This is a genomic window from Azospirillum sp., from assembly GCF_035628975.1.
Taxonomy (GTDB): Bacteria; Pseudomonadota; Alphaproteobacteria; order Azospirillales; family Azospirillaceae; genus Azospirillum.
In genome coordinates this window covers 153,240-177,065 of the sequence record NZ_DASPIS010000049.1, presented here as the reverse complement: position 1 = coordinate 177,065, position 23,826 = coordinate 153,240, and the positions used below count along the sequence as shown (strand labels likewise).

Below are 23,826 nucleotides of genomic sequence, written 5' to 3'. Positions count from 1 at the left end.
ATGGCGGGGGACGAAAGCGCCGAAACGGAGACGCTGGCCCATCTGCTGGGCCGCCGCATCCTGATGGACGGCCCGATCAGCGTCGGCGCCTTCATGGCGGAAGCGCTGGGCCACCCGCGACTGGGCTATTACATCCGCCAGGACCCGTTCGGCAGCGGCGGCGATTTCACCACCGCGCCGGAAATCAGCCAGATGTTCGGCGAGCTGGTCGGGCTGTGGTGCGTCGACAGCTGGGCACGGCTGGGCGGCCCCGGCCCCTTCCATCTGGTGGAACTCGGCCCCGGCCGCGGCACGCTGATGGCCGATATTCTGCGGGCGGCGGCCGTGCTGCCGCTGTTCCGCGACAACGCCATCGTCCATCTGGTGGAGACCAGCCCGGTCCTGCGCGAGCGCCAGCGCCGGACGCTGCAGCCCGTTCTGGGCGATGCCGTCCAGTGGCACGACCGGCTGGAGGATGTGCCGGACGGCCCGACCATTCTGATCGCCAATGAATTCTTCGACGCCCTGCCCATCCGTCAGGTGCAGAAGACGAGCCATGGCTGGTTCGAGCGGTTGGTGGATTTGGCGCCGGACAGCACCGAGTCCGATCCGCGCTTCCGCTTCGTTCTGGAGGCCTTCGGCAGTTCCGGCAGCCGGCTGGTGCCCGATGCGCTCCGCGACGCGCCCGACGGCAGCGTGGTCGAGGTCTCTCCCGCCTCGCAGGCGGTGGCGCGGCTGATCGGCACCCGGCTGGCCGCCGCTCCCGGTGCCGCCCTGGCGATCGACTATGGCTATGCCCAGGGGCCGGCGGTGGGCGATACGCTGCAGGCGCTGCGCCGCCACGCCTTTGCCCCGGTGCTGGAGGCGCCGGGCGAGGCCGACCTGACGGCGCATGTCGATTTCGCCGGCATCGCCGCCGCGGCGCGGGAGGGCGGAGCCCAGTCATTCGGCCCGGTCGAGCAGGGCGAATGGCTGACCCGCCTGGGCATCCACCAACGGGCATCCTCCCTGATGACAAAGGCTACCCCGGCCCAGGCCAGGGATATCCAAAGTGCGATGGACCGCTTGATCGATCCTGCGCAAATGGGCAGGCTGTTCAAGCTGGTCGCGCTGGCCACGCCCGGAGCCTTCGCCGACGACACCCCGCCGGCCGGCTTCTGACGGCCAAGCGCAGACAACCGGTTAGAGACAAGAGCACCAAACCCGCCATCAAGACAAACCGGGCGGACCGTGCATCGCGGCCCCCTGCCCTGTTGGGCAAGCGGGAGCCACAGAACAGGGAAGGACGGCGTTCGTGATCACACTCGGCGCGCTGAACGACATTACCCATATCCGCCACGCCTTTTTCACCCGCACCGGCGGGGTGTCCACCGGGCTGTACGCCTCGCTGAATTGCGGGCTGGGGTCCAACGACTCACCGGCCGCGGTGCACGAGAATCGCGCCCGCGCCGCGGCGCGGATGGAGGTGGCGCCTGAAAACCTCGTCACCTGCCATCAGGTCCACAGCCCGACCTGCGTCGTGGTGGACGAACCTTGGACGCCGGAGACGGCGCCCAAGGCCGACGCCATGGCGACCCGGAGTCCGGGGATCGCGCTGGGCATCCTGACCGCCGACTGCGCGCCCGTGCTGTTCGCCGACAGCAAGGCCCGCGTGATCGGCGCCGCCCATGCCGGCTGGAAGGGCGCCCGGGCCGGGGTGATCGAGGCGACCGTCGCCCGCATGGTGGAGTTGGGCGCCAAGCCGAACCGGATCGTTGCCTGCATCGGTCCCTGCATCGCCCAGCGCTCCTACGAGGTGGGGCCGGAATTCCCCGCCCCGTTCGAGGAGGAGGACCCGCGCAACCGCGACTATTTCGCCCCCGCCCGCAAGCCGGGCCATTTCCTGTTCGATCTGGCCGCCTACGTCACCCGGCGGTTGGGCGACTCGGGCGTCACGGTGATCCAGCGCTGCCCCAACGATACGGTGGTGGAGGAGGACCGCTTTTTCAGCTACCGCCGCTCCTGCCTTCGGGGTGAGCCGGATTATGGCCGAGGCCTTTCGGCCATCGTCCTGCAGAACTGAACCGACCCGAACGGGGGACAATCGTGCCGCGGTCATGCCGCCCGCGCAGGGCGGCATTCCCCAATGGGGAAAGACACCACCGTCATCGAACGTTTACATGGGCACGCCCCTTTGTTATGGTCCGCCCCGTTTTCAAGGGGCGACGGCGCGCAAGCGGCGAACGTGCCTTGAGCCGTTTCCCTGCAAAGAGAGCCGACCCCGATGAAGGTGCTTGCCGGCAACAGCAACCGTCCGCTGGCCGAGGCGATCTCCACCTGTCTCGGCGTGCCGCTGACGAAAGCGAGCGTGCGCCGTTTCTCCGACATGGAGGTGTTCGTCGAGATCCTGGAGAACGTGCGCGGCGAGGACGTGTTCGTCGTCCAGTCGACCTCGTTCCCGGCCAACGACAACCTGATGGAACTGCTGGTGACGATCGACGCGCTGCGGCGCGGGTCGGCCCGGCGCATCACGGCGGTCATCCCCTATTACGGCTATGCCCGGCAGGATCGCAAGACCGGCCCGCGCACGCCGATCTCGGCCAAGCTGGTCGCCAACCTGATCACCCAGGCCGGCGCCAACCGCGTGCTGACGATGGACCTGCACGCCGGCCAGATCCAGGGCTTCTTCGACATCCCCACCGACAACCTGATGGCCGCCCCGGTCTTCGAGAAGGACATCCGCCAGTCCTTCGAGAACATCGGCGAGGTCACCATCGTGTCGCCGGACGTCGGCGGCGTGGTCCGTGCCCGCGCGCTGGCCAAGCGCCTGGACGCCGATCTGGCCATCATCGACAAGCGGCGTGAGCGCGCCGGCGTGTCGGAGGTGATGAATATCATCGGCGACGCCAATGGCCGCCGCTGCATCCTGCTGGACGACATCGTCGACTCGGGCGGCACGCTGTGCAACGCCGCCGTCGCGCTGATGGAAGCCGGTGCCAAGTCGGTCCACGCCTTCTGCACCCACGGCGTCCTGTCCGGCGGTGCGGTCGCCCGCGTCGCCGTCTCTCCGCTGGAACAGCTGGTCACCACCGACAGCATCCAGGCGACCGAGGCGGTCCGCGTGTCACGCAACATCCGCCAGCTGACCATCGCCCCCCTGCTCGCCGAAGCGATCATGCGCATCAGCGAAGAGCGGTCGGTGTCGAGCCTGTTCTCGTAAAGAGCGGCAGCTTCACGGAAAAGGCCCTTTCCCGCCGGGAGAGGGCCTTTTTTGTTGCGCGCGCTTTGCCCTCAGCCCTCCCCCGCCAGCCCGTGGAAGTCGTTCGCCGTCACCTGCCCGCCGGTCGCGGCGGCGATGCGCGCCATCACCGCGGGACGGGGAACCCGGCGGCCATGGCGATAGCGGTTGACCGTGGCCTGACTCGTCCCGATCAGGGCGGCGAAGGCCTCTTCCTTGGTTGCGGTCCGGGTGAGCCAGTCATCGAGCGTCATACCGCAATGGTTTAGACCAGGCTGGGTTCTGCGCGCAACTGGATTTATTCCGTGGCGTTGGACTTTCCAAAGCCGTTTTGGTATGAACAGCCCATGACCACCATGCGCGAACTGCGGCAGGCCGCCGGGCTGAGCCAGGAGAAGCTGGCCGAGTTGGCCGGCACCTCCCAGCCCCAGATCAACAAGCTGGAGACCGGCCAGCGCAAGATGACCGTCGATTGGGCGGTCAAGCTCGCCCAGCCGCTGGGCGTGGAGCCGGCGGTGCTGCTCGGCCTCGACCTGCCGGCCGCTCCCGTGATGGCGCGCCCGGCACGGCCCGCGATGCCGGCGCTGCTGCGAACGCCGCCGGTCGGAGCTCAGCAGCAGGTCCAGGCGACCGCATCCATGCCGGTACGGGCCGCGGCGCGCGGCGGGGTGGACCAGGAGATGTTCCTGGAGGACGGGCCGATCGACTGGATCGCCCGTCCTGACTATCTGAAGAACGCCCGCGACCCCTATGCCATGTATGTCGTCGGCGAATCGATGATGCCGCGATTTCGGCCGGCTCAGCTGCTGCACGTCAACCCGCACAAGCCGCCGGCACCGGGGGCCGGGGTGGTGGTGGTCAAGCGCAACAAGGCGGTGCTGGTGAAGGAGTTCGTGCGCCGTGGTCCCGAGACCGTCGTGCTGCGCGAATACCAGCCTGCCGACCGCGAGTTCGCCGTTCCGCTGGAGGACCTCGACACCCTGCACACCGTCGTCGGTCTGCAGGAGCCCTGAGGCTATACCGATCCGGTATCGGTATTCAATGGCTCTTATAATCCATAATGGATTATTCCTTCGCTGCACGGACCGCCGGACATGCCCGGTGCGCCGCCTCAGCCAAGGAGAAACGGCCATGCCCCAGCTTTATCCCCGCTTCCATCCCGGCCCGTCCGCCGGGCGGCTCGACAGCTTCAGCGAGCGCGGCGCCCACGAGCTGGCCCGTCGCATCCGTGAAGCCTGGGCGAAGATCGGCTGGGACGTGGAGGTGCGGGTGGAACGCATCGCCAGCGAAGAGCTGGGCGACGGGCGCAGCATCGCCCATTTCACCGTCCGCAGCGACCTGATCAACGGCTTGCCGCACCGTCGGCTGGAGCGGCGCCCGAAACAGCAGGTCGGGCAGTGCCTGGATGAGGAGACGGCCCAGCCTCGGAAGCGGGCCGCCTGACACCGCTTCACTTCAGCCGCTCGTCCAGCTCCACCTGATAGCCGACGGCGAGGCGGTTGGTTTCGTTCGCCATTCCCACCACCGCCATCAGTTCGCCGAACTGCGCGTCGGTCATGCCCAGCCGGCGCGCCGCCGCCTCGTGCGAGCGGATGCAGTACTGGCAGTTGTTGGTCACGCTGACCGCCACGAAGATCATCTCCTTCACCAGCGGATCCAGCGCGCCGGGGGCCATCACCTCCTTCAGGCTGTCCCAGGTCCGCGCCAGCGTCGGCGGATGGTGGGCGATCATCTTCCAGAAATTGTTCACGTCCGGAACGTTGCGCGTCGCCTTGATGTCGTCGTAGACGGCGCGCACCTCCGGTGCGGCGTCGGCCTGTTCGATGAGGGGAAGCGGCATGGCGGCCGGGCTCCTGCACGGGGATTGGGATCCGTCGATATGGCCGGACATCGCGCCGCAAGGCAACCGCCGGTCTATACCCGCCGCCATCCCGCTCATGCCCATCGGCCGCGTTGACCGTGGATCGCCCCACTGGTAGTAAAGACAACGAACAAGATCGCGCAAACGTTCGGGCCGCCGGTCGGCGGCCGACGGCACCAAGCCAAGAAGCCGACAAGACACGAAGCCCATTCGTGCAACGTTCCCATGCGGCCCGGTTCCGGCACACGCCCGGTCAGGCCCGACTGCCGGGAGGAACAGCGTGGAGAGCATGGTTCTTGAAACGGCCGAGCGTCTTGGAGCGGCCAACTTCCCTGCCACCCCCCTGGAAGACGCGGGCCTCCGCGACTCGGCCGAAGCCCTGCGCCGCCTCGCTTTTTTCCATGCGGAGGAACCGACGCCGGCCCTGTTGGCGGCACTGCGCCAGAGCCCTGCCGGCCGCGGCCCGCTGGCGCTCGACCGCGACGACGCCCTGCAGGCCGCCGCCCTGGTGGACGAGGTGGTGAGCGATCTGCCCGAACGGATCACCCGCCGCTGTCTCGCCCCCCTGGCCGCCGATTTCACCGCCATCCACCACGGCGGCGATGTTCGCGCCTATCCGACCGAGGGTCCGTGGATGGACGAGCGGGTCCGGGCCGAGGCCGCCGCCTCGCTCCAGCGCTGGCGGACCGGGCTGGAGACGGAGCTTCGCCGCGCGCCGTTCGACCGGCTGCCCGACGACCATGTCGCGGTGGAGTTGGCGTTGCTGGCCTCCCTGCTCGACCGCGGCCGGGCCGCCGACGCGGTCCGGTTCCTCGACCGCCATCCGCTGCGTTGGGTGCCGAATTTCTGCAGCCGGGTCGCCACCCGCTGTCGGGAACCCTTCTTCGCCGGCATCGCTATCCTGACCAACGCCCATCTCGACCATCTGCGCGACCGGCTGGGCGCCGTCTGCAACATGCCGCGTTCCGGCGAGGACGAGGCCGACATCCGCCGTCGCCGCTGGACCGAGGGGCGGTTCCCGCGCGCCTGCACCTGCGAATCGTAAGGCCGGGCAGGCCGGAAGTCGGAGTTGCCCCGGCTTCAGTGCATCGTCCAAGGTGGCGGAGGCGGCGCCCCCGTGGCCGTCCCGCTCCTTTTCCCAACATTGGATGGCAATGCCCTTTCGCAGCCCCGAAAGCCGGACCGATCGCAGAGGGTCCCTGCGGCTGCTTCGCCTCCTGCTGGCGGTGTCGGTGGCCTTGCCGCTTGTGCTGTTCGCCGGCATCGGATGGCGCGAGCGGGGGGAGACCCAGGACGAGGCCGAACGGAGCAGCCGCAAGAACGCGCTGATCTTGCACGAACATGTGCTGAAGGTGTTCGACACCATGGCGCAGGTTCTGGATCGGGTGGACGAGCGCGTCCACGGCCGAAGCTGGCGCGAGATCGGCGAATCAGAGTCGCTGCATCGCTATCTGCGGACCATGGTGGGGGAGCTGGATCAGGTCGGTGCCATCGGACTGACCGATTCCACAGGTACCGTGCGCAACTCCAGCCGCGTCTTCCCGTCGCGCAACAGCTACATCGGAGATCGCGCCGATTTCCGGGAACAACGGGAGAGCGACGCCGGCCTGCTCATCGCCGGACCGATCGCGGATGCAGCCACCGGCAAGGCCACCTTCGGCATCAGCCGGCGCCGCAGCGGTCCCGGCGGTCCCGACGGCAGCTTTGACGGGATCATCGCCGCCATCGTCGATCCCGATTATTTCTTCAACTTCTATCGGCAAGTCATCGGCACCGAAGGCGAATCCATCTCGCTGATCCGCGACGACGGCGTGATCCTGATGCGCTACCCGCTGCTGGAAGGGCCGCAAGGGCCGGCCGCGCTCCCCACCCTGCCGCCCGACCGCGGCCTGCGCGGCGAAATCCGCAAGAATCCGGTCGAAGGGTTGTTCCGCACCGACGTCAGCCATGTGCAAGGCCTGGCCCGCGTGTTCGCCTACAAGCGTGTCGGCGATTTCCCGGTCTATGTCGTCTATGGGCTGGACCAGTCGCAGATCACCCGGTCCTGGTGGCGCAACATGGCGCTGGACGGCGCCTTCGTCGCCCCGGCCACACTGGCGCTCGCGCTGATCGCTTGGCTGGCCTACAGCCGTGCCGCCTCCGAGAATGCGGCGGTGCGCCGCTGGGCGGAGGAGGTGCGCAATCGCGAGAGGCTGGAGGAGGCCCTGCGCCAGAGCCAGAAGATGGAGGCGCTGGGCCAGTTGACCGGCGGGGTCGCCCACGACTTCAACAATCTGCTGACCGCGGCGATGGCCAACATGCACCTGCTGGGCCGCCATCTGCCGCCGGAGGGGCAGCGTTTCCTGACGGGCGCCAACACCGCGCTGGAACGGGCGGAGAAGCTGACCCGCCAACTGCTGTCCTTCTCGCGCCAGGACGCGGTGAATCCGACCGTGGTCGATCTGGGCGACAGCCTGCGCCGGATGGGCGACCTGCTGGAACGGTCGGTCCGGGCCGACGTCGCGCTGGAATGGGACATCGCGGCCGTGCCGATGACGGTCGCCGTCGATTCCGTCCAGCTGGAAATGGCGGTGCTGAACCTGGTTCTGAACGCCCGCGACGCCATGCCCGGCGGCGGACGGATCCGCATAGCCGCGTCGCCCGGACCGGAGCCGCGCAACGTGCGCATCGAGGTGTCGGACACCGGGACCGGCATGCCGCCGGAGGTGATCGCCCGCGCCTTCGATCCCTTCTTCACCACCAAGGGCGTCGGCAAGGGCACCGGGCTCGGCCTGTCGATGGTCTATGGCTTCGCCCGCCAGTCCGGCGGCAATGCCACCATCGACAGCCGGCCGGGCGAAGGCACGCGCGTCCGCATCGACCTGCCGCTGACCGAGGCGAAGGTGCCGGAACCGGCCCCCGCCCCCGCTGCGCCGGCGGCCGATCACCGCCCGCTGCGCATCCTGGTGGTGGAGGACAATCCCCTGGTCCTGATGGCGACGGTGGAAGGGCTGACCCAGGAGGGCTTCACCGTGGAGACCGCCGAAGACGGCGTGGCGGCCCTGGAACTGCTGGAAACCGACCGCGACTTCGATCTGGTCGTATCGGACGTGGTCATGCCCCGCGGCGTATCCGGCATCGACCTGGCACGGCACATCCGCGAGCGCTGGCCGCAGCTGCGCGTCCTGCTGGCATCCGGCTACAGCCCGGAATCGCTGGCGACCATGGGGGCGGACACGGCATCGGTGCTGGCCAAGCCCTTCACACCCGACCAGCTGGCCATGCGCATCAGGGCCCTGGCCGGAGTGTAGTTCGATGCTCCGATCCGGCGGCTGCCGCCTGTCGGGATCAGGTCAGGGCGCTGACGAACATCGGCGTCCACATCGCCATGCACCAGACGAGGCCCAGGCACAGGCCACGAGTGAAGTCGTCGAAGGTCGGCTGTTCCAGGCGGTGCAGCTTCCACATCGCGTTCAGGTCGCCGGGCGTCGGGGTGGCGTCATTCGCGGCGTCGGGGGAGTTTGTGGGTTCACGGCTTGCTGCTGCGCGCCGATCGGGGTCGCGTGACGGCATGGCTGGGCCTCGCATCGATAGCGGAATGCCCAGGAAGTTTGTACCCGCCGCCGCTGCCGGCCACCCTTTCTTCCGTCATCGGTGGAATTTTATCGGCATACGAAAAAAGGCCGCCACCCGCTGGACGGATGGGGCCTTTTCGCCGAGGATCCGGCCAAACCGGCCGGATGCGCTCACTTGCCGGGACGAATCACCGGGGTGAGCTGGTCGCCCCAGTTGCCGACTTCGTTGTGATAACGGGCGGTGCGCATCAGCTCCACCGTCACGCCGGCCTCGACCGCCTTGACGACGGCGTCGTTCAGGCGGTGCAGGTTGTTGGCGACGATGCGGATGGCGCTTTCCTGCTCCGGAGTCATCTCCGACCGGTCATCCGGCGGCGCGTCCTTGAATCCCGACATGCGTTGTTCCTTCCCCTGGATTGGGACCGCCCCGGCGGGACCGGCAGCGGTCCAGAACTTGGTCATGATCTTGCCCGGCGTCCGATGCCGGTTTTCATCATGTACCATATCGTGTGCGCCGCGACAAAGTTCCCGACGCGCCAAACGCTTGCGACCATTGGCCTCTTGCAACCCGCAAACTGCCCTATGGCACTTCCAACCCGACGGTGCGGCGGACACGCTGAAGATTTTTATCGCAAACAATGAATGGTTGTTAACGGTCATTACCGGAATGCAATCAAGGAGCACCGACAGTTTCTTTCCCGCAACGGCAATAAACAGTCGTTTAGTCTCGTACTTAACTTTCGGATTAACTCAACTGTTGACGTCCTTCGATTGCAATGCCCAAACTTCGACACAAACTTGTTTTCCCCACGGAGATCATCTTGAAGAACATCGCCGCCAAGGCCCTGCTGGTTGCGTCCTCGCTGTTCCTGATGCACGGCGCGGCACTCGCCGGCCAGCAGGACTTCACGATCGTCAACAAGACCGGCTACCCGCTGAAGCACGTCTATGTGTCCGAGAACAACAACAACAGCTGGGACGAAGACATCCTCGGCCGTGACGTCCTGAACGACGGCGAGTATTTCGAGGTCGCTTTCGCCAAGGCCGAGAAGACCTGCAAGTGGGACATGAAGGTCGTCTATGACGACGGCGAGTCGGCGGTTTGGGACGGGCTGAACCTGTGCCAGATCTCCAAGCTGACGCTGAAGTGGAACAAGAACACCGGCGTCACCTCGGCCCAGACCGAGTAAGTTTCTCAGCGGAAGTTGTCGGTGCTGCGGTTCATCAGGTGGATGAAGACGTCTTCCAACGTCGGGTCCGTCGCGGTGATCCGCAGATCCGGCCGTTCGGCCCAGGGGGCGAGCGCCCGGTCGAGGGCGACGGCGTCGGTCCCGCTGACATGCAGGCGGCTGCCGAAGACGGCCACCATCTCCACCCCCGGCTCACCGTCCAGCGTCTCGGCGATGCGGTGCAGGCCTTCGCCCGCGACCAGACGGGTGTGCAGGCCCGAATCGGCGATGACCTGCTCCACCGTGCCGTGGGCCATCATCGTGCCGTAGGCGATGTAAGCGATGCGGTGGCAACGCTCCGCCTCATCCATATAGTGGGTGCTGACCAGCACGGTCAGCCCTTCGCCGGCCAGCCGGTGGATCTCGTCCCAGAACTCCCGACGCGCCTTGGGATCGACGCCGGCGGTCGGTTCGTCGAGAAGCAGAAGCTTCGGCTCGTGCAGGATGCAGGCGGCCAGCGCGAGGCGCTGTTTCCAGCCGCCCGACAATTCCCCGGCCAACTGCGTGCGGCGGTTGGACAGCCCAAGCCTGTCCAGCGCCTCGGCCACCCGCCGCCGCCGGTCGGGCAGGCCGTACATGCGGGCGACGAAATCCAGATTCTCGGCGATGCTCAGATCCTCCCAGAAGCTGAACTTCTGGGTCATGTAGCCGACCTGCCGCTTGATCTCCGCACTCTGCCGCCGGATGTCGAGGCCGAGGCAGGTCCCCTCCCCCGCGTCCGCGGTCAGCAGCCCGCACAACAGGCGGATCGTCGTGGTCTTGCCCGACCCGTTGGGACCGAGAAAGCCATAGATCTCCCCGGTCTCCACCCGGATCGACACATCGTCGACCACGGTCTTGGAGCCGAACCGCTTCACCAGCCCGCGCACGTCGATGGCGGGTGGGGCCTCCGCCGTCATTGCGGCCTCTCCGCAGGCCCGATATCCGCAGGCCATACATCGACCGGCACCCCCGGATTCAGCGGCCGGCCCGGCACCGCCTCCACCCGGAAGACCAGCTTTTCGCGGCTGCCGACGCTGTAGATCACCGGCGGGGTGTATTCCGCCTGGGAGGCGATGCGCGTGACCCGCGCCGAAAGGCCGGGCGGGCAGCCGTCGCAGCGCACCGACAGCACCGTGCCCGGCGCCACCGCCGCCATGGCGGTTTCCGGAACGAACAGCACCAGCTTCACCCGTTCCGGCGGCAGCAGCGACACCACCGGGGAACCCGCCGGCACCCATTCGCCCGGGTTGTAGAGCGTGTCGTCCACCAGGGCCGCGACCGGAGCGGCGGGCGCGAGATCGGCCAGCCGCCGTTCCGCCTGGGCCAGCGCCGCTTCCGCCTGGGACACCGCCTCGTCGGCGGCGCGCAATTGCTCGGGCCGGGCGGGCAATGCGGCGACCGCCAACTGCGCGTCGGCCTCCGCCAACTGGCCGCGGTCGCGGTCATAGGCGGCGCGCGCCTGATCGAGCTTGTCGGGAGAGGTGACCTTGCGGGCGACCAGTTCCTGCTGGCGGGCCAGTTCGGCGGAGGAATAGCGCAGGGCCGCTTCCGCCCGTGCCTTTTGTGCGGTCAGCACAGCCACCTCCTGCGGCCGCTTGCCGGTGGCGAGGTCGGCACGCTGAGCCCGCGCCTGGGCCAGCACCGCGGCAAGCCGGTCGCGCTCCGCATTGGCCGTGGAACGGTCGATGGCGAACAGAGGCGCCCCTGCCGCCACCTGTGCGCCGCGGACCACCGACAGGCTTTCCAGGGTTCCGGCACTGGGGGCGGCGATGCGCAGATACTCCCCCTCGGCATAGCCGTGGGCGAGCGGCGGCGGCTCGTCGGCACCGAAGGGAATCCCGAGCGCCAGCGCGAAAGCAGCCAGTCCATCCACGAGGCCGGCCAGGATACCGCTCATGGCGTTGTCTCCCCCGCATCCCGCAGCAGCACCCGGCGCAGGCTGTCGATGTGCGTCTCCACCAGCGCCGGCACGTCCAGCGGCGGTTCGCCGTCCAGCCCGTCGAAGGAGGTGCGCCAGACCGCGCTCATCAGCAGCGGAGCGACGATCAGGCGGACGGTGTGATCGACGGCCACCGGACGGAACTCCCCGCTCGCGATCCCCCGCTGCAGCAGCGAAGCCAGCATGCCGAAGCCGCGGCGGATCACCTCGCGGTGGTAGAAGGCGGCGAGATCCGGGAAATTGCCGGCCTCCGCGATCACCAGCCGCGGGATGGTGGCCGCACGCGTGGTCGCGACCAGATGCGCCACCATGCGCAGCAGCCGCTCCAGCACCGGGAAGCATGGTCCCACAGCGGTGGCGGCCATGGCTTCGGCCTGCTCCAGATTGGGCAGGATGGCGGCGCGGATCACCGCCTTGAACAGCTCGTCCTTGCTGGGGAAGTACAGGTAGAGCGTCCCCTTGCTGACGCCGGCGCGTGCCGCCACCTCCTCCAGCCTCGCGGCGGCGAAGCCGCGTTCGGCGAAGACATCCATCGCCGCAGCGACGATCTCCTGAGGGCGGTCATCCTTGCGGCGGCGCCAGCGCGGCGGGGCGTCCGGTTCAGGGCGGGGAAGGCGGTCGGGCATGGCGCAGCCCTCTTCATAACTGACTGGTCAGTTATTAACATGAAAGCGTCATGCCACCAATGGCTAAGCCCATTGTGCAACGCAACAGAATCTATGCAAAAGGTCTTGCCTTTCGGCGAGTAGTCACAGACACTTTCCACCGGCTGGCAGCGTGCGAACGGGCCGCAGCCAAGCCCGGTCCGCCGAATGGGCACCGAGAACCGGGCACCAACAAAACAGGGCACGAACAGCGCGGCCGGACCAACGGTCGCCGCGGTTTTCGGGAGGGACGGATCAAGGCGCTGACGCCAGGACCCGATTCATTGCGATGCCCGGATCATTCCGTCCGGCGCGTGGCCGGGTCCCAAGCCGAGCGAGGGGATCGATCATGCCGAGTGCTGCCCAGTCCGCGTCATCTTCCAGCCTCGAGCTGCTGACGATCTACGAGGTCAGCAAGATCCTCGGGTCGTCGCTGGATTTGGAACAGACCCTGCGCGAAGTGCTGCGGGCCTTGTCCTACCAGCTGCAGATGCACCGTGGCCGCGTCTACCTCCAGGGGGAGGACAATGCGCTGCGCCTGGTCGCGGCGCTTGGACTGCCGAAGGATTCGACGGCGCAGGAGATCGACTATGGCCAGGGTGAGGGCATCAGCGGCCGCATTCTGAAGACCGGCATGCCGGCCGTCGTCCCCAATCTGGCCGAGGAGCCGCTGTTCAACAACCGCTCCGGCGGGCGCGACGACCTTGACGAACAGGTGGCGTCGCTGGTCGGGGTTCCGATCAAGGCGGCCGGAACCGTCGTCGGCGTGCTGACCATCGACCGCATTTCCGATGACGGACCGAAAGGCCATTTCGGCTCCGACGTCCGTTTCCTGACCATGGTCGCCAACCTCATCGGCCAGACCGTGCGCCTGCACCGCACGGTGGCGGAGGAGCGGCGCTTCATGATGCGCGAGACCTTCCGCGTCCAGAAGGAGCTGCGGCCGGTGGTGGCGCCGGTCAACGACGTGGTCTGCACCAGCCCCAACATGGTCGACGTGCTGGCCCAGGTGCACCGGGTGGCGCCCTTCAAGTCCACCGTGCTGATCCGCGGCGAGAGCGGCACCGGCAAGGAACTGATCGCGCGGGCCATCCACAACCTGTCGCCGCGCAAGGACGCCCCCTTCATCCGCGTCAACTGCGCCGCCCTGCCCGAATCGCTGCTGGAGTCGGAGCTTTTCGGCCACGAGAAGGGGTCCTTCACCGGCGCCCAGAAGGACCACAAGGGCCGGTTCGAGCTGGCTTCGGGCGGCACGCTGTTCCTGGACGAGATCGGCGACATCTCCTCCAACTTCCAGGCCAAGCTTCTGCGCGTGCTGCAAGAGCAGGAGTTCGAGCGGGTCGGCGGGTCGAAGACGATCAAGACCGACGTCCGCCTGATCTGCGCCACCAACCTGAACCTGGAGGAGGCGGTCGGCCACGGCAAGTTCCGCGCCGATCTGTATTTCCGCATCAACGTGGTGACGATCCACCTGCCGCCGCTGCGCGAACGGCGCGGCGACATCGCCATGCTGGCCAAGCATTTCATCGCCAAATTCGCCCGCGACAACGGCCTGACCCTGGACATCGACCGTGACGCGCTGGAGGTTCTGAACCGCTGCACCTGGCCTGGCAACGTGCGCGAGCTGGAAAACTGCATCGAGCGCGCGGCGACCCAATGCCGGAACGGCACCATCCGGGTGCCCGACCTGTCCTGCAGCATGAATCTCTGCAACTCTTCGGTGCTGTTCCAGTACCGCACCATGGGGGCCGCCGTCGGCGGGCTGGCCCCTTCGATGAGCGGCACCCCGACCAACCCGTCGGGCGCCAACCCGGCTTTTGGACGCCCGCAGCCGCCGGCCAACGCCGGCATGCCGCCGGCCGTGCCGGCGCCGGCGAACGGGGCGCCCAACGGAACGCAGTGGCCGGCCTGCGCGTCGGGCTGTTCCGCCGGTCCGGCGCCGGTCTGCGGCGCGTCCAAGCCGCTGCCGCCGACCGCCATCGCCCCCCTGCCCATTCCCCAGCCGGCAGCTTCCGCCCCCGCTGTTCCCTCCGCCCCGGCACCGCAGCCTGCCGATGCCCCTGACCTGCCGCTGGACGAGCCGGAGTCGGGCCCCCTGCGCGACCGCCTGGTGTGGGCGATGGAACGCACCGGCTGGGTGCAGGCCAAGGCCGCCCGCCTGCTGGGCATGACCACCCGCCAAGTCAGCTACGCGCTCCGCAAGTACAACATCGAAATCAAGAGGTTCTAAGGCGCTCGCCTGACGGATGTCCCCTCCGATACACTGCGGGGTGTGACCACTGCCGTCGCGCCCCGCCGCGGTTTCATGCTACCCTGCCGCGCCTTCGGTTCGATGGCATCTTTCCGATCGAACGGATTTCCGTCTTGCCCTCGCTTGAGAAGCCCCTCGCCCTGATGTTCGTCGACATCGCGGACAGCACGATGTTGTACGAGCGCATCGGCAACGCCACCGCCGCGGCGCTGACGCAGCAGGTGCTGGCCCACCTGCGCCAACTGGTCGAGGAGCACAGCGGCGGGGTCGTCAAGAGCCTGGGCGATGGGCTGCTGGCCGCCTTTCCGGCCTGCGACGACAGTGTCAGCGCCGCTTGCGCGATGATCGACGGACAGGACCGGCATGGCCTGCGGCTGCGCATCGGCATCCATCACGGCGCGGTGATCGAAGGGGTGGGCGACCTGTACGGCGACGCCTGCAACGTCGCCGCGCGGGTGCAGCAGATCGCGCGGCAGGGCGAAATCCTGGTGACCCAGGCGTTGGTGGACGGCCTGTCGCCCGACCTGCGCGATCGGACCAAGCCGCTGAACAACGTCGCCATGAAAGGCAAGACGGCACCGATCCGCGTCCACCGGGTCCGCAGCGCCGACGATGCCGACGACGCGATCGAAAGCACCACGCTCGGCTTCTCCATGGTGACTGAGGCCGGCGATGCCATGGTGACGCTGCATCTGTCCTACCGCGGACAGGAGATCGCGATGAGCCGCGCGTTGCCCCGCGTCACCATCGGGCGGGAGGACAGCAGCGGCCTGCGCATCGCCTCGCGCCAGACCTCGCGCCAGCATGCGGTGATCGACTTCACCCGCGAGAGCTTCCTGCTGACCGACCATTCCACCAACGGCACCTTCATCCGCAGCGGCGGATCGCCGCCGCTGGTGCTGCGCCGCGATTCGACCAAGCTGGTCGGCAGCGGCCTGATCGGCTTCGGGGCGGAGGCGCTGGACGAGGGCCAGGACCATGTCGTCGCCTTCCGGGGCGAACTGGCCTGACCGGTTTGTCGGCACCCTGACAATGCCCCCTGCCGGCCCCGCCATTGTCGCAATGACGACAGCGTCCGCGATGCCGACAAATCCCGCCAAGCCCTTGTAGTTCCTGCATTTCCACCTCTGGCCCCGAACTTGCTTTTCTCCACCTCGTCCAACGGTGTCGTCCGGCACGGCAGGGAAGGAGTGGATGATGAGCAACGTGGTTTCGCTCGACAGCATCTTCGGGCTGGGGGAACTGGCCCCGCCCGCAGTGATGCCGGCAGCACCCGAGGCGGCGTCCGGCTGTTCGTCGTCGTCCTGCGGATCGTCGGACGGTCCGGCCGACATGGACCCGGCGGTGTGGGAGAAGGTGAAGAACCACCCCTGCTATTCGGAAGAGGCGCATCACTATTTCGCCCGCATGCATGTCGCGGTCGCCCCGGCCTGCAACATCCAGTGCAACTACTGCAACCGCAAATACGATTGCTCGAACGAGAGCCGGCCGGGCGTGGTCTCCGAAAAGCTGACCCCCGATCAGGCGCTCAAGAAGATCCTCGCCGTCGCCCAGGAAATCCCGCAATTGTCGGTGATCGGCATCGCCGGCCCCGGCGACAGTCTGGCGGCCGCCGGCAAGAACACCTTCGCCACCTTCGAAATGCTGCAGAAGAAGGCGCCGGACCTGAAGCTGTGCCTGTCCACCAACGGGTTGGCGCTGCCCGAGCATGTGGACACCATCGCGCAATACAACATCGACCACGTCACCATCACCATCAACATGGTCGATCCGGAGGTCGGCGCGCGGATCTACCCATGGATCTTCCACAAGCACAGGCGCTGGACCGGGCTGGACGCCGCCAAGATCCTGCATGAACAGCAGATGCTGGGGCTTGAGATGCTGACCTCGCGCGGCATCCTGGTGAAGGTGAACTCGGTCATGATCCCAGGGGTCAACGACGAACACCTGCTGGAGGTGAACAAGGCGGTGAAGAGCCGCGGCGCCTTCCTGCACAACATCATGCCCCTGATCTCCGACCCCGCCCACGGGACGTATTTCGGCCTGAACGGCCAGCGCGGGCCCACCGCGCAGGAACTGAAGGTGGTGCAGGACGCCTGCGAGGGCGGCGCCAAGTTGATGCGCCACTGCCGCCAGTGCCGCGCCGACGCCGTCGGCCTGCTGGGCGAGGACCGCGGCGAGGAGTTCACCGCCGACAAGATCGAGGCGATGGGCGCCATCGATTATGACGATGAGGCCCGCCGCAGCTACCGCGAGCATGTCGAGGCCGAGCGCGCCGGCCGCCACGCCTCCAAGGCGGCGGCACAGGCCGACGTTCGGGAGAGCGTCGGCACCGCGGTCGACCCGATCCTGATCGCCGTCGCCACCAAGGGCGGCGAGCGCATCAACGAGCATTTCGGCCACGCCAAGGAATTCCAGATCTACGAGGTCGGCCCCAACGGCGCCAAGTTCGTCGGCCACCGCCGCGTCGACCAGTATTGCGAAGGCGGTTCCGGCGACGTCGACACGCTGGACGGCGTGCTGGCCGCCATCAACGACTGCACCGCGGTGTTCGTCGCCAAGATCGGCGGCTGCCCGTCCAAGTCGCTGTCCGAGGCCGGGATCGAGCCGGTCGACCGCTTCGCCTTCGACTACATCGAGGAATCGGCGCTGGCCTACTTCAAGGACTATGCCGAGCGGCTGGGCCAGGGCGCCGTCCAGTCCCGCGCCGGCCAGGATGCGGTGATCCGCACCGGGGCGCTGACCGCACGGCGCGCCTGACCTCCTTTTCCCCTTCCCCTTCCACAGCCATCCCATCACCGAAGGAGAGAGCCATGGCCTACAAGATCAAGTCCGCCGAATGCACCGTCTGCGGCGCCTGCGAGGCCGAGTGCCCGAACATCGCCATCAGCATGAAGAAGGGCACCTACGTCATCGACCCGGCCAAGTGCACCGAATGCCAGGGCCAGTTCGACAGCCCGCAATGCGCCGCCGTCTGCCCGGCCGACTGCTGCGTCCCGGCATGACGAACTGATCCCCTCTTCTTCAGGGGAGAGGGGGAACCCCAGGAGCGCCGCGCCATGCTGGACGAGGTGGATGAGGACTGGCTCGCCCGCCGCTACTACGGCGGGGATCTCCCGCCCGAGGCGGAACGCTGCCTGCATCTGGCCGCCGCCAGCTATGCCGACAGCGGGGCGGCGCTCGCCCATCTCGCCCGCGCGGCGGAGGTCGCTCCCGGCCATCGCCTCGTCGATCTCGGCCATTACAAGTTCCACTTCTACAAGGCCAATCTCGACCGGGCGCTGGTCTATGGCGAGCGCATGATCGGTCACGCTATGGCCGCGCTGGGCGTCAACCACACCGACTGGCGCACCATCTCCCCGGCCACCGCCGATTTCCGCGGGCTGGAGCCGGCGCCTCGCCTGTTCCTGTTCGCCCTGGTCGCCATCGGTTACCTGCTGCTGCGCACCGGCCGGCTCGACGCCGGGCGGGAGGCGCTGGGCAAGGTCAGCGAACTCGACCCCGACGACCGCTTCGGCGCCGCCCGCCTGATCGCCATTGCCGACCAGCATGAGCGTGAGGAGGTCGGCGCATGAGCGACGACATCTTCGAATCCCTGGATTGGCGCGGCGAACCGGTGGACTGCACCGCCTGCACCCACCGCGACCGCCGCCTCGACCCCGAGACCGCCGCCCTCCCCGCGGGCGGCAAGCTGCCCGGCCGCTGCCTGCCGCTGAAGGCCTGCGTGGAGGATCGCTACGCCAAGCGCATCCAGCGCTTCTTCGAATGGAATCCGGACCTCGCCGCCGGCCATCTCGGCCATCCCTATTTCGAGGTTCGGGCGAATGCCGCCCGCTTCGCCCCGATCTTCCAGCTTCCCCGGCTGATGGGCGACCCGGACGAGACGGTGCGCTCCGTCCTGGCCCGGCGGCTGCCGCGCCGGCTGCTGCTGAAGCTGCGCGACGATCCCGACCGCGAGGTGCGGATCGCCGTCGCCACCCGGCTGGAGGATGCCGACCTCGCCCCGCTGATGCGCGACCCCGACTGTTCGGTGCGGTTGCGCGTGGTGCGGCGGATCCCCGATGGCATGCTGCCGGCGATGATGCATGACGAGGACCCGGAGGTTCGGGTGGAGATCGCCCGCCGCCTTTCCATGGACTGGCTGCCCAGCCTCGCCTGGGACGACAGCCCGCGGGTGCGGCTGGTGGTGGCGCAACGGCTGTCGGCGTCGAAGCTGCATGTGCTGCTGCAGGATGCCGACTGGATGGTCCGCCTCGCCGTCGCCGGGCGGATCGACGCCGGGCAACTCGGCCCCCTGCTCGACGACCCGGAGGAGGAGGTGCGCGCGATCGCCCGCCAGCGCGCCGCCGGACTCACCATCGCCAACGACCTTCCGCCCCTGTAGCGGCCCCTCAACCGACGGAGCGCAGCCCGATGACAGAGACAGCCGCCCAATCCTCCGCCCTTGGCCGCCGCGAGCGCGCCCGCAGCGCCGAAGACGCCAACGAGCTGGTCGGCCCGCCGGTGCTGGAACAGGGTTTCAAGGTCAAGGCCCTGCGCGAGGTGCGCAACGACGGGACCTATCCCGGCCGGCCGATCGGCGATTTCCTGATCCGCGAGGGCGATGTCGGCTACGTCATCTCCATCGGGACCTATCTGCAGATGTATTACATCTACGCCGTTGATTTTTATGAAAAACGGGTCGTCGTCGGCATGCGTGCGCGCGAGCTGGAGGTGATCGACGCCCACTGCAACGACCCGCAATAGCCACCGGTCCCCACCTGATAAAGGAGCCTCGCGATGTCCGACGTCGAAGCCGCCGCCAAGCCCGGTTTCATCCCGCCGCGCGAACCGCTGTACGACTGGGGCCTGCGGGTCACGGTGCTGGAGGACCTGTTCAACGACGGCAGCCATCCGCAGGTGCCGGACGGCGCGCTGCTGGCGCCGAAGGGCACGCCGGGCGTGATCGTCCGCGTCGGCCGCACCGAGGAAGGCAGCCTGCCGGTCTATCTGGTGGAGTTCCCCGGCGGCACCGTCGTCGGCTGCCTGGAGGAGGAGATCGTCCCGGCCGACGGATCGCGGCGCGGCGTGCCGGGTGTGATGTGATGGGGGGTGATGTGATGACCATCTACCTCGACAACAACGCCACCACGGCCCTGGCTGCGGAAGTGCGCGACGCGATGATGCCGCACTTGTTCGGCGAGTTCGCCAACCCGTCCAGCCCGCATTCCGCAGGCATGGCCGCCCGCCGCGCGGTCAGCGAGGCCAAGGCCCAGATCGCGGCTCTGATCGGAGCCAAGCCGGCCGATCTGGTGATGACCGGCAGCGCCACCGAGGCGACGCACGCCGCCATTCTCGGCGCGCTCCGCGTCATCGAGGAGACCGACCACCGCCGCGACCACATCGTCACCACGGCGGTGGAGCACCCGGCGACGTTCGCCCTGTTCGACGATCTGCGCCAGCGCGGCTGGCGCGTCACCGTCCTGCCGGTGAACCGCGACGGCCTGCCCTCCCTGGTCGATCTCGCCGCCGCGGTGACGGAGGCGACGGCGCTGGTCTCCATGATGTGGGCCAACAACGAGACCGGCGTGCTGATGCCGGTGGAAGGTGCCTCCGCGATCGCCCACGCCCATGGCGCGCTGTTCCACAGCGACGCGGTGCAGGCGGCGGGCCGGGTGCCGGTCGATTGCGGCATCGCCGACTATCTCACGCTGTCCGCCCACAAGATGCACGGGCCGAAGGGCGTCGGCGCGCTCTATGTCCGCAAGGGTGCTCCCTTCCACGCGCTGATCCAAGGCCATCAGGAACGCCGCCGTCGCGGCGGGACGGAGAATGTGCCGGGCATCGTCGGCTTCGGCGCCGCCGCCTCGCTTGCGTCCCTCTGGCTGGACGAGGCGGACCTGATCGCCTTCCTGCGCGACCGGCTGGAACAGGGCATCCTCGCCCGCTGGCCGGGTGCGGTGGTGAACGGCGCCGGGACCGCCCGGCTGCCCAACACCAGCAACATCCGCTTCGCCGACGGCCGCGGCCATCCGCTGGATGCGGAGGAACTGCTGATGCGGCTCAACCGGGCCGGCATCGCCGTGTCGATGGGCGCCGCCTGTTCCTCCGGCGGCAACGAGCCGAGCCATGTGCTGACCGCCATGGGGCTGAGCGGCGCGCAGGCCGCCGCCAGCCTGCGCTTCTCGCTGAGCCGCTACACCACCGCGGCGGAGGTGGACGCCGTCCTGTCGGAACTGCCGGCGCTGCATGCCCGGCTGGTCGCCGCCTGACGGAAGAATGAAAATATAACAACAGGATGGAGTGTCCGCGATGAAGGTGATGATCCGCAAGGCGTCCGAGCAATACACGATCTACGTCGCCAAGAAGGACCTGGAGGAACCCATCGTCGAGATGGAGCATCCGGGCCTGTGGGGCGGCTGGATCAAGATCGCCAACGGCTGGACGCTCGACCTGCCGGAGATGCCGGCGGACACCCGCCTGCCGATCACCGTAGACGCCAAGAAGCGCGGAACGGAGTGACGCCCATGGCCTTGTCTCCCGAGCGCATCGACAGCATCGCCACGCTGGCCGGCCGGTTGTTCGCCGGGGGCGGCACGCTCGACGCCGTGGTCCGCGGCGTGCGCGAAGCCAACCCGGACCTGAAGACCGTCACCGGCGCCATGGCCGCGGTGATGGCGGAGGATCCCTTCCGGGAGGAGGCGGGCTTCGACCTGCATCTGGTGGACGGCAACAACCACTGCTGGCTCATCACCGACAAGCCGGAGCTTGCCACCGGCGTCGTGATCGCCCAACGGGACGAGGACGAGTGAATGAGCGAGGCCGCCGCAGCCCTTCCACATCCCTCCTCCGCCGATGACGACGAGGTTGACGACTATATCCCGCTGACCGACCCCGACATCTCCGGTGCGGAGGTCGAGATGCTCGGCCGCCTGCTGTCCTCCGGGGACTTGAGCGACGGGCGGATGGTGCGGGCGTTCGAGGATGCCTTCGCCGCCTATGTCGGCCGTGACCATGCGGTTGCGGTGTCCAGCGGCACCATGGCCACGCTGCTGATGCTTAAGGGCTATAGCATCGGCGAGGGGGATGAGGTGCTGTGCAGCCCCTTCGGCTGGCATCAGGTCCAGCATGCGGTGGCGCTGTCCGGTGCCACGCCGGTGCTGGTCGACATCGACTATTGGCAGCACACCATCAACCCGGAAAAGGCGGCGGCGCTGGTCACGGAAAAGACCAAGGCGATCCTGGCCGCCAACGTCAACGGCCACCCCGCCCATTGGGACGAGCTGCGCGCGCTGGCCGATGCCAAAGGCTTGATCCTGCTGGAGGATTCGACCGAGGCCATCGGCTCCACCTACAAGGGACAGATGGTCGGCACCTTCGGCGACGCGGCGGTCTTCGACTTTTCCGAACCCGGCATCCTGCTGGCCGGGCAAGGCGGCATGATCGTCACCGACGACCGCGACCTCGCCCACCGGCTGCGCTACATGCGCCGGCGCGAGACGGAGCACCGCAACACGGTGGTGATCACCCGCACCCTGCCCTGGCAGGCGGGAATGAGCGACCTGAACGCCGCGCTGGCCCTGGTGCAGTTGAAACGCCTGCCGGAGATCCTGACCCGCCGCAATCTGGTCATCGCCTATTACGACGCGGCGATGGCGAGTTTCGAGGGGATCAAGCCGCCCTATCGCGGGCCGGGGGCGGAGGTGGTCAACCCGATGGTCTATTGCGTCCATCTCGGCACCCGCTTCACCGCGTCCGGGCGTCGGTCGATCATCGAGGATCTGGACACCCACGACATCGACGCCAGCGACTTCGGCCAGCCGCTGCACACCCAGCAATATTACATCGAGGCGTTGGGTGAGCAGCGGGCCGGCCGCGGCGCCTGCCCGGTCTGCACCAAGACGGCTGACCGCGTGCTCGCCCTGCCGCTGCACCGCAAGATCACCCGCGATCAGGTCGCTTTCATCGTGGAAACGCTGAAGGACGCGAGCGTCAACACCGGCGCCGGCGCCGCGATCTATCTGTGAAGACCCAAAGGGAAGAGGCATCCATGACCGTCACCACGCTTGCAACCGATCCCGAGTCCGTCACGGTTCCGGACGCCGCGGCGGCGCTGGCCGACATCGCCGCGGCGCTGGCGGCAAGGCAGGTGGTGCCCTATCTCGGCCCCGGCGCCTTCGCCCTGCTGCCGCCCGACCTATGCCCGATCCCGCGCAATTCGGCGGAGCTGGTGCAGCGCCTCAACGCCAAGGTCGCCGCCCCCGGCCGCATCCGCTCCAACCTGACCGCAGTCGCCCAGTTCATCGAGACGCGCAAGCACCGTAAGACGCTGGAGGCCATCCTCAACGAGATCTTCCGCCAGACGGTGCCGGCGACCCCGGTGCATGCCCTTCTGGCCACGATCCCGGCCCCGCCCCTGCTGGTCGACGTCTGGTATGACAATGTGCTGGACAGCCTGCTGAGCGCCGCCGCCGACCGGACCTGGGGCCAGATCCAGGGCGTGTCGCACCCGCAATCGACCGGCGAATGGGTGCGCTACTACGCCCCCGACGGCGCCGAGACGACGGCGGAGGCGGCGGAGGGCTGGGACACCGTGCTGTACAAGCCGTCGGGCGCGGTGACGCCGGCCGGCAACTACCTGATCTCCGACAGTGATTATGTCGAGATCCTGACGGAGATCGACATCCAGACCCCGATCCCCGCCGTCGTGAAGGACCGCCGCGCCGGCCGTCATTTCCTGTTCCTGGGCTGCCGCTTCGACCACGAGATCCAGCGTACCTTCGCCCGCCAGATCGCCAAGCGCTCTTCCGACAGCCACTGGGCGGTGATCCCCGGCGAATTGTCGAAGAACGAAGCGCGCTTCCTGGCGCTGCATGGGATCAGGCGCATCGACATGACGCTGGAAGAGGCGGTGGAGGGGTTGCGAGCCGGGGTGTGAGTACTTTTGGGGAAGTATCGGCTTCGGATGCCCCCTCCCTAACCCTCCCCCGCTTCGCGGGAGAGGGGACTGCCGCCGCTTTGGCAATTACGTTACGCGCACAAGCGTCCTACCCCCTCTCCCGCGAAGCGGGGGAGGGATGGGGAGGGGGCATCGCCAGCCGACACCCTCCCACTCCCCTACCCCCAAAGAAGCCGCACCGCAGCGCAACACCCTTCCCCGCCATCCGTTACCCTGCGAAACGGATGGAGCG

At 68.1% G+C, this 23,826-nt stretch carries 28 protein-coding genes; 21 read left to right on the top strand and 7 right to left on the bottom strand.

Annotated elements, in window-relative coordinates; genetic code table 11:
• From VD964_RS11465 to VD964_RS11455, 3 genes are all read left to right on the top strand, one after another.
• The gene (locus VD964_RS11465) at positions 1–1,140 is read left to right on the top strand and encodes a class I SAM-dependent methyltransferase (RefSeq protein WP_324868662.1); all 1,140 of its coding nucleotides are present in this window, start codon (positions 1–3) and stop codon (positions 1,138–1,140) included.
• Positions 1,141–1,273: 133 nt separating this feature from the next.
• Positions 1,274–2,041, top strand: coding sequence for a peptidoglycan editing factor PgeF (pgeF, locus tag VD964_RS11460; RefSeq protein WP_324868660.1), 768 nt, complete (start codon positions 1,274–1,276; stop codon positions 2,039–2,041).
• Positions 2,042–2,242: 201 nt separating this feature from the next.
• The gene (locus VD964_RS11455) at positions 2,243–3,178 is read left to right on the top strand and encodes a ribose-phosphate pyrophosphokinase (RefSeq protein ID WP_014248495.1); all 936 of its coding nucleotides are present in this window, start codon (positions 2,243–2,245) and stop codon (positions 3,176–3,178) included.
• Between the two features lie 71 nt (positions 3,179–3,249).
• Here the strand turns inward: VD964_RS11455 and VD964_RS11450 are convergent, their stop codons facing one another.
• On the bottom strand, positions 3,250–3,450 hold the full coding sequence (locus VD964_RS11450; protein WP_109105773.1) for a helix-turn-helix domain-containing protein: 201 nt from the start codon (positions 3,448–3,450) through the stop codon (positions 3,250–3,252).
• A 93-nt stretch (positions 3,451–3,543) separates the two neighbouring features.
• Between VD964_RS11450 and VD964_RS11445 the strand changes: the two genes are divergently transcribed.
• Both VD964_RS11445 and VD964_RS11440 read left to right on the top strand, forming a co-directional pair.
• Positions 3,544–4,209: a LexA family transcriptional regulator gene (locus VD964_RS11445; protein ID WP_324868657.1), complete on the top strand. Its 666-nt coding sequence runs from the start codon at positions 3,544–3,546 to the stop codon at positions 4,207–4,209.
• 118 nt (positions 4,210–4,327) lie between these two features.
• On the top strand, positions 4,328–4,639 hold the full coding sequence (locus VD964_RS11440) for a hypothetical protein (RefSeq protein ID WP_324868655.1): 312 nt from the start codon (positions 4,328–4,330) through the stop codon (positions 4,637–4,639).
• Between the two features lie 7 nt (positions 4,640–4,646).
• Here VD964_RS11440 and VD964_RS11435 read toward each other — a convergent pair whose 3' ends face one another.
• A complete protein-coding gene (locus VD964_RS11435; protein ID WP_109157692.1) occupies positions 4,647–5,036 on the bottom strand; it encodes a carboxymuconolactone decarboxylase family protein in 390 nt (129 codons plus the stop codon).
• A gap of 310 nt (positions 5,037–5,346) precedes the next feature.
• Here VD964_RS11435 and VD964_RS11430 point away from each other — a divergent pair, with 310 nt between their 5' ends.
• Both VD964_RS11430 and VD964_RS11425 read left to right on the top strand, forming a co-directional pair.
• Entirely contained in the window at positions 5,347–6,102 is a 756-nt protein-coding gene (locus VD964_RS11430) for a TorD/DmsD family molecular chaperone (protein ID WP_324868651.1), read from the top strand.
• Positions 6,103–6,289: 187 nt separating this feature from the next.
• The gene (locus VD964_RS11425; RefSeq protein ID WP_324868649.1) at positions 6,290–8,347 is read left to right on the top strand and encodes an ATP-binding protein; all 2,058 of its coding nucleotides are present in this window, start codon (positions 6,290–6,292) and stop codon (positions 8,345–8,347) included.
• Positions 8,348–8,384: 37 nt separating this feature from the next.
• On the opposite strand, the gene VD964_RS11420 is transcribed toward VD964_RS11425, so the two are convergent.
• Together VD964_RS11420 and VD964_RS11415 are read right to left on the bottom strand one after the other, a co-directional pair.
• A complete protein-coding gene (locus VD964_RS11420) occupies positions 8,385–8,609 on the bottom strand; it encodes a hypothetical protein (RefSeq protein WP_324868647.1) in 225 nt (74 codons plus the stop codon).
• Between the two features lie 173 nt (positions 8,610–8,782).
• Complete coding sequence (locus VD964_RS11415) at positions 8,783–9,007, bottom strand: hypothetical protein (RefSeq protein ID WP_324868646.1); 225 nt, start codon at positions 9,005–9,007, stop codon at positions 8,783–8,785.
• Between the two features lie 425 nt (positions 9,008–9,432).
• Between VD964_RS11415 and VD964_RS11410 the strand changes: the two genes are divergently transcribed.
• Positions 9,433–9,801, top strand: a complete 369-nt coding sequence (locus VD964_RS11410) for a hypothetical protein (protein WP_310112470.1) — start codon at positions 9,433–9,435, stop codon at positions 9,799–9,801.
• Positions 9,802–9,806: 5 nt separating this feature from the next.
• On the opposite strand, the gene VD964_RS11405 is transcribed toward VD964_RS11410, so the two are convergent.
• The 3 genes from VD964_RS11405 to VD964_RS11395 are packed head-to-tail and all read right to left on the bottom strand — an operon-like array spanning position 9,807 to position 12,387.
• Positions 9,807–10,739, bottom strand: a complete 933-nt coding sequence (locus VD964_RS11405; protein WP_324868643.1) for an ABC transporter ATP-binding protein — start codon at positions 10,737–10,739, stop codon at positions 9,807–9,809.
• Complete coding sequence (locus tag VD964_RS11400; protein ID WP_324868641.1) at positions 10,736–11,719, bottom strand: HlyD family secretion protein; 984 nt, start codon at positions 11,717–11,719, stop codon at positions 10,736–10,738. The genes VD964_RS11405 and VD964_RS11400 overlap by 4 nt, the downstream gene beginning before the upstream one ends.
• Positions 11,716–12,387: a TetR/AcrR family transcriptional regulator gene (locus VD964_RS11395; RefSeq protein ID WP_324868639.1), complete on the bottom strand. Its 672-nt coding sequence runs from the start codon at positions 12,385–12,387 to the stop codon at positions 11,716–11,718. Before VD964_RS11395 ends, VD964_RS11400 begins: the two co-directional genes overlap by 4 nt.
• Before the next feature lie 367 nt (positions 12,388–12,754).
• On the opposite strand from VD964_RS11395, the gene nifA reads away from it, so the two are divergent.
• From nifA to VD964_RS11330, 13 genes are all read left to right on the top strand, one after another.
• Positions 12,755–14,635: a nif-specific transcriptional activator NifA gene (gene nifA / locus VD964_RS11390; protein WP_324868637.1), complete on the top strand. Its 1,881-nt coding sequence runs from the start codon at positions 12,755–12,757 to the stop codon at positions 14,633–14,635.
• A gap of 134 nt (positions 14,636–14,769) precedes the next feature.
• On the top strand, positions 14,770–15,666 hold the full coding sequence (locus VD964_RS11385; protein ID WP_324868635.1) for an adenylate/guanylate cyclase domain-containing protein: 897 nt from the start codon (positions 14,770–14,772) through the stop codon (positions 15,664–15,666).
• A 184-nt stretch (positions 15,667–15,850) separates the two neighbouring features.
• Positions 15,851–17,416 carry a nitrogenase cofactor biosynthesis protein NifB gene (nifB, locus tag VD964_RS11380; protein WP_414637128.1) on the top strand — a complete coding sequence of 522 codons (1,566 nt, stop codon included), beginning with the start codon at positions 15,851–15,853 and terminating at the stop codon, positions 17,414–17,416.
• Positions 17,417–17,469: 53 nt separating this feature from the next.
• The gene (locus VD964_RS11375; RefSeq protein WP_324868633.1) at positions 17,470–17,661 is read left to right on the top strand and encodes a 4Fe-4S dicluster domain-containing protein; all 192 of its coding nucleotides are present in this window, start codon (positions 17,470–17,472) and stop codon (positions 17,659–17,661) included.
• A 54-nt stretch (positions 17,662–17,715) separates the two neighbouring features.
• On the top strand, positions 17,716–18,231 hold the full coding sequence (locus VD964_RS11370) for a hypothetical protein (RefSeq protein ID WP_324868631.1): 516 nt from the start codon (positions 17,716–17,718) through the stop codon (positions 18,229–18,231).
• Entirely contained in the window at positions 18,228–19,040 is an 813-nt protein-coding gene (locus VD964_RS11365; RefSeq protein ID WP_324868629.1) for a 4Fe4S-binding leucine-rich repeat protein, read from the top strand. Before VD964_RS11370 ends, VD964_RS11365 begins: the two co-directional genes overlap by 4 nt.
• A 29-nt stretch (positions 19,041–19,069) precedes the next feature.
• Complete coding sequence (locus tag VD964_RS11360) at positions 19,070–19,402, top strand: nitrogen fixation protein NifZ (protein ID WP_324868627.1); 333 nt, start codon at positions 19,070–19,072, stop codon at positions 19,400–19,402.
• A gap of 33 nt (positions 19,403–19,435) precedes the next feature.
• Positions 19,436–19,741 carry a nitrogen fixation protein NifZ gene (locus VD964_RS11355; RefSeq protein WP_324868625.1) on the top strand — a complete coding sequence of 102 codons (306 nt, stop codon included), beginning with the start codon at positions 19,436–19,438 and terminating at the stop codon, positions 19,739–19,741.
• Between the two features lie 14 nt (positions 19,742–19,755).
• The gene (locus VD964_RS11350) at positions 19,756–20,907 is read left to right on the top strand and encodes a cysteine desulfurase family protein (protein WP_324868623.1); all 1,152 of its coding nucleotides are present in this window, start codon (positions 19,756–19,758) and stop codon (positions 20,905–20,907) included.
• Between the two features lie 40 nt (positions 20,908–20,947).
• Complete coding sequence (gene nifT, locus VD964_RS11345; protein WP_324868621.1) at positions 20,948–21,157, top strand: putative nitrogen fixation protein NifT; 210 nt, start codon at positions 20,948–20,950, stop codon at positions 21,155–21,157.
• A gap of 5 nt (positions 21,158–21,162) precedes the next feature.
• Complete coding sequence (locus VD964_RS11340; protein WP_149222183.1) at positions 21,163–21,447, top strand: hypothetical protein; 285 nt, start codon at positions 21,163–21,165, stop codon at positions 21,445–21,447.
• Complete coding sequence (locus VD964_RS11335; RefSeq protein ID WP_324868619.1) at positions 21,448–22,662, top strand: DegT/DnrJ/EryC1/StrS family aminotransferase; 1,215 nt, start codon at positions 21,448–21,450, stop codon at positions 22,660–22,662.
• A 23-nt stretch (positions 22,663–22,685) separates the two neighbouring features.
• Positions 22,686–23,573, top strand: a complete 888-nt coding sequence (locus VD964_RS11330; protein WP_324868617.1) for an SIR2 family protein — start codon at positions 22,686–22,688, stop codon at positions 23,571–23,573.
• The last annotated feature ends 253 nt before the right edge of the window (positions 23,574–23,826 follow it).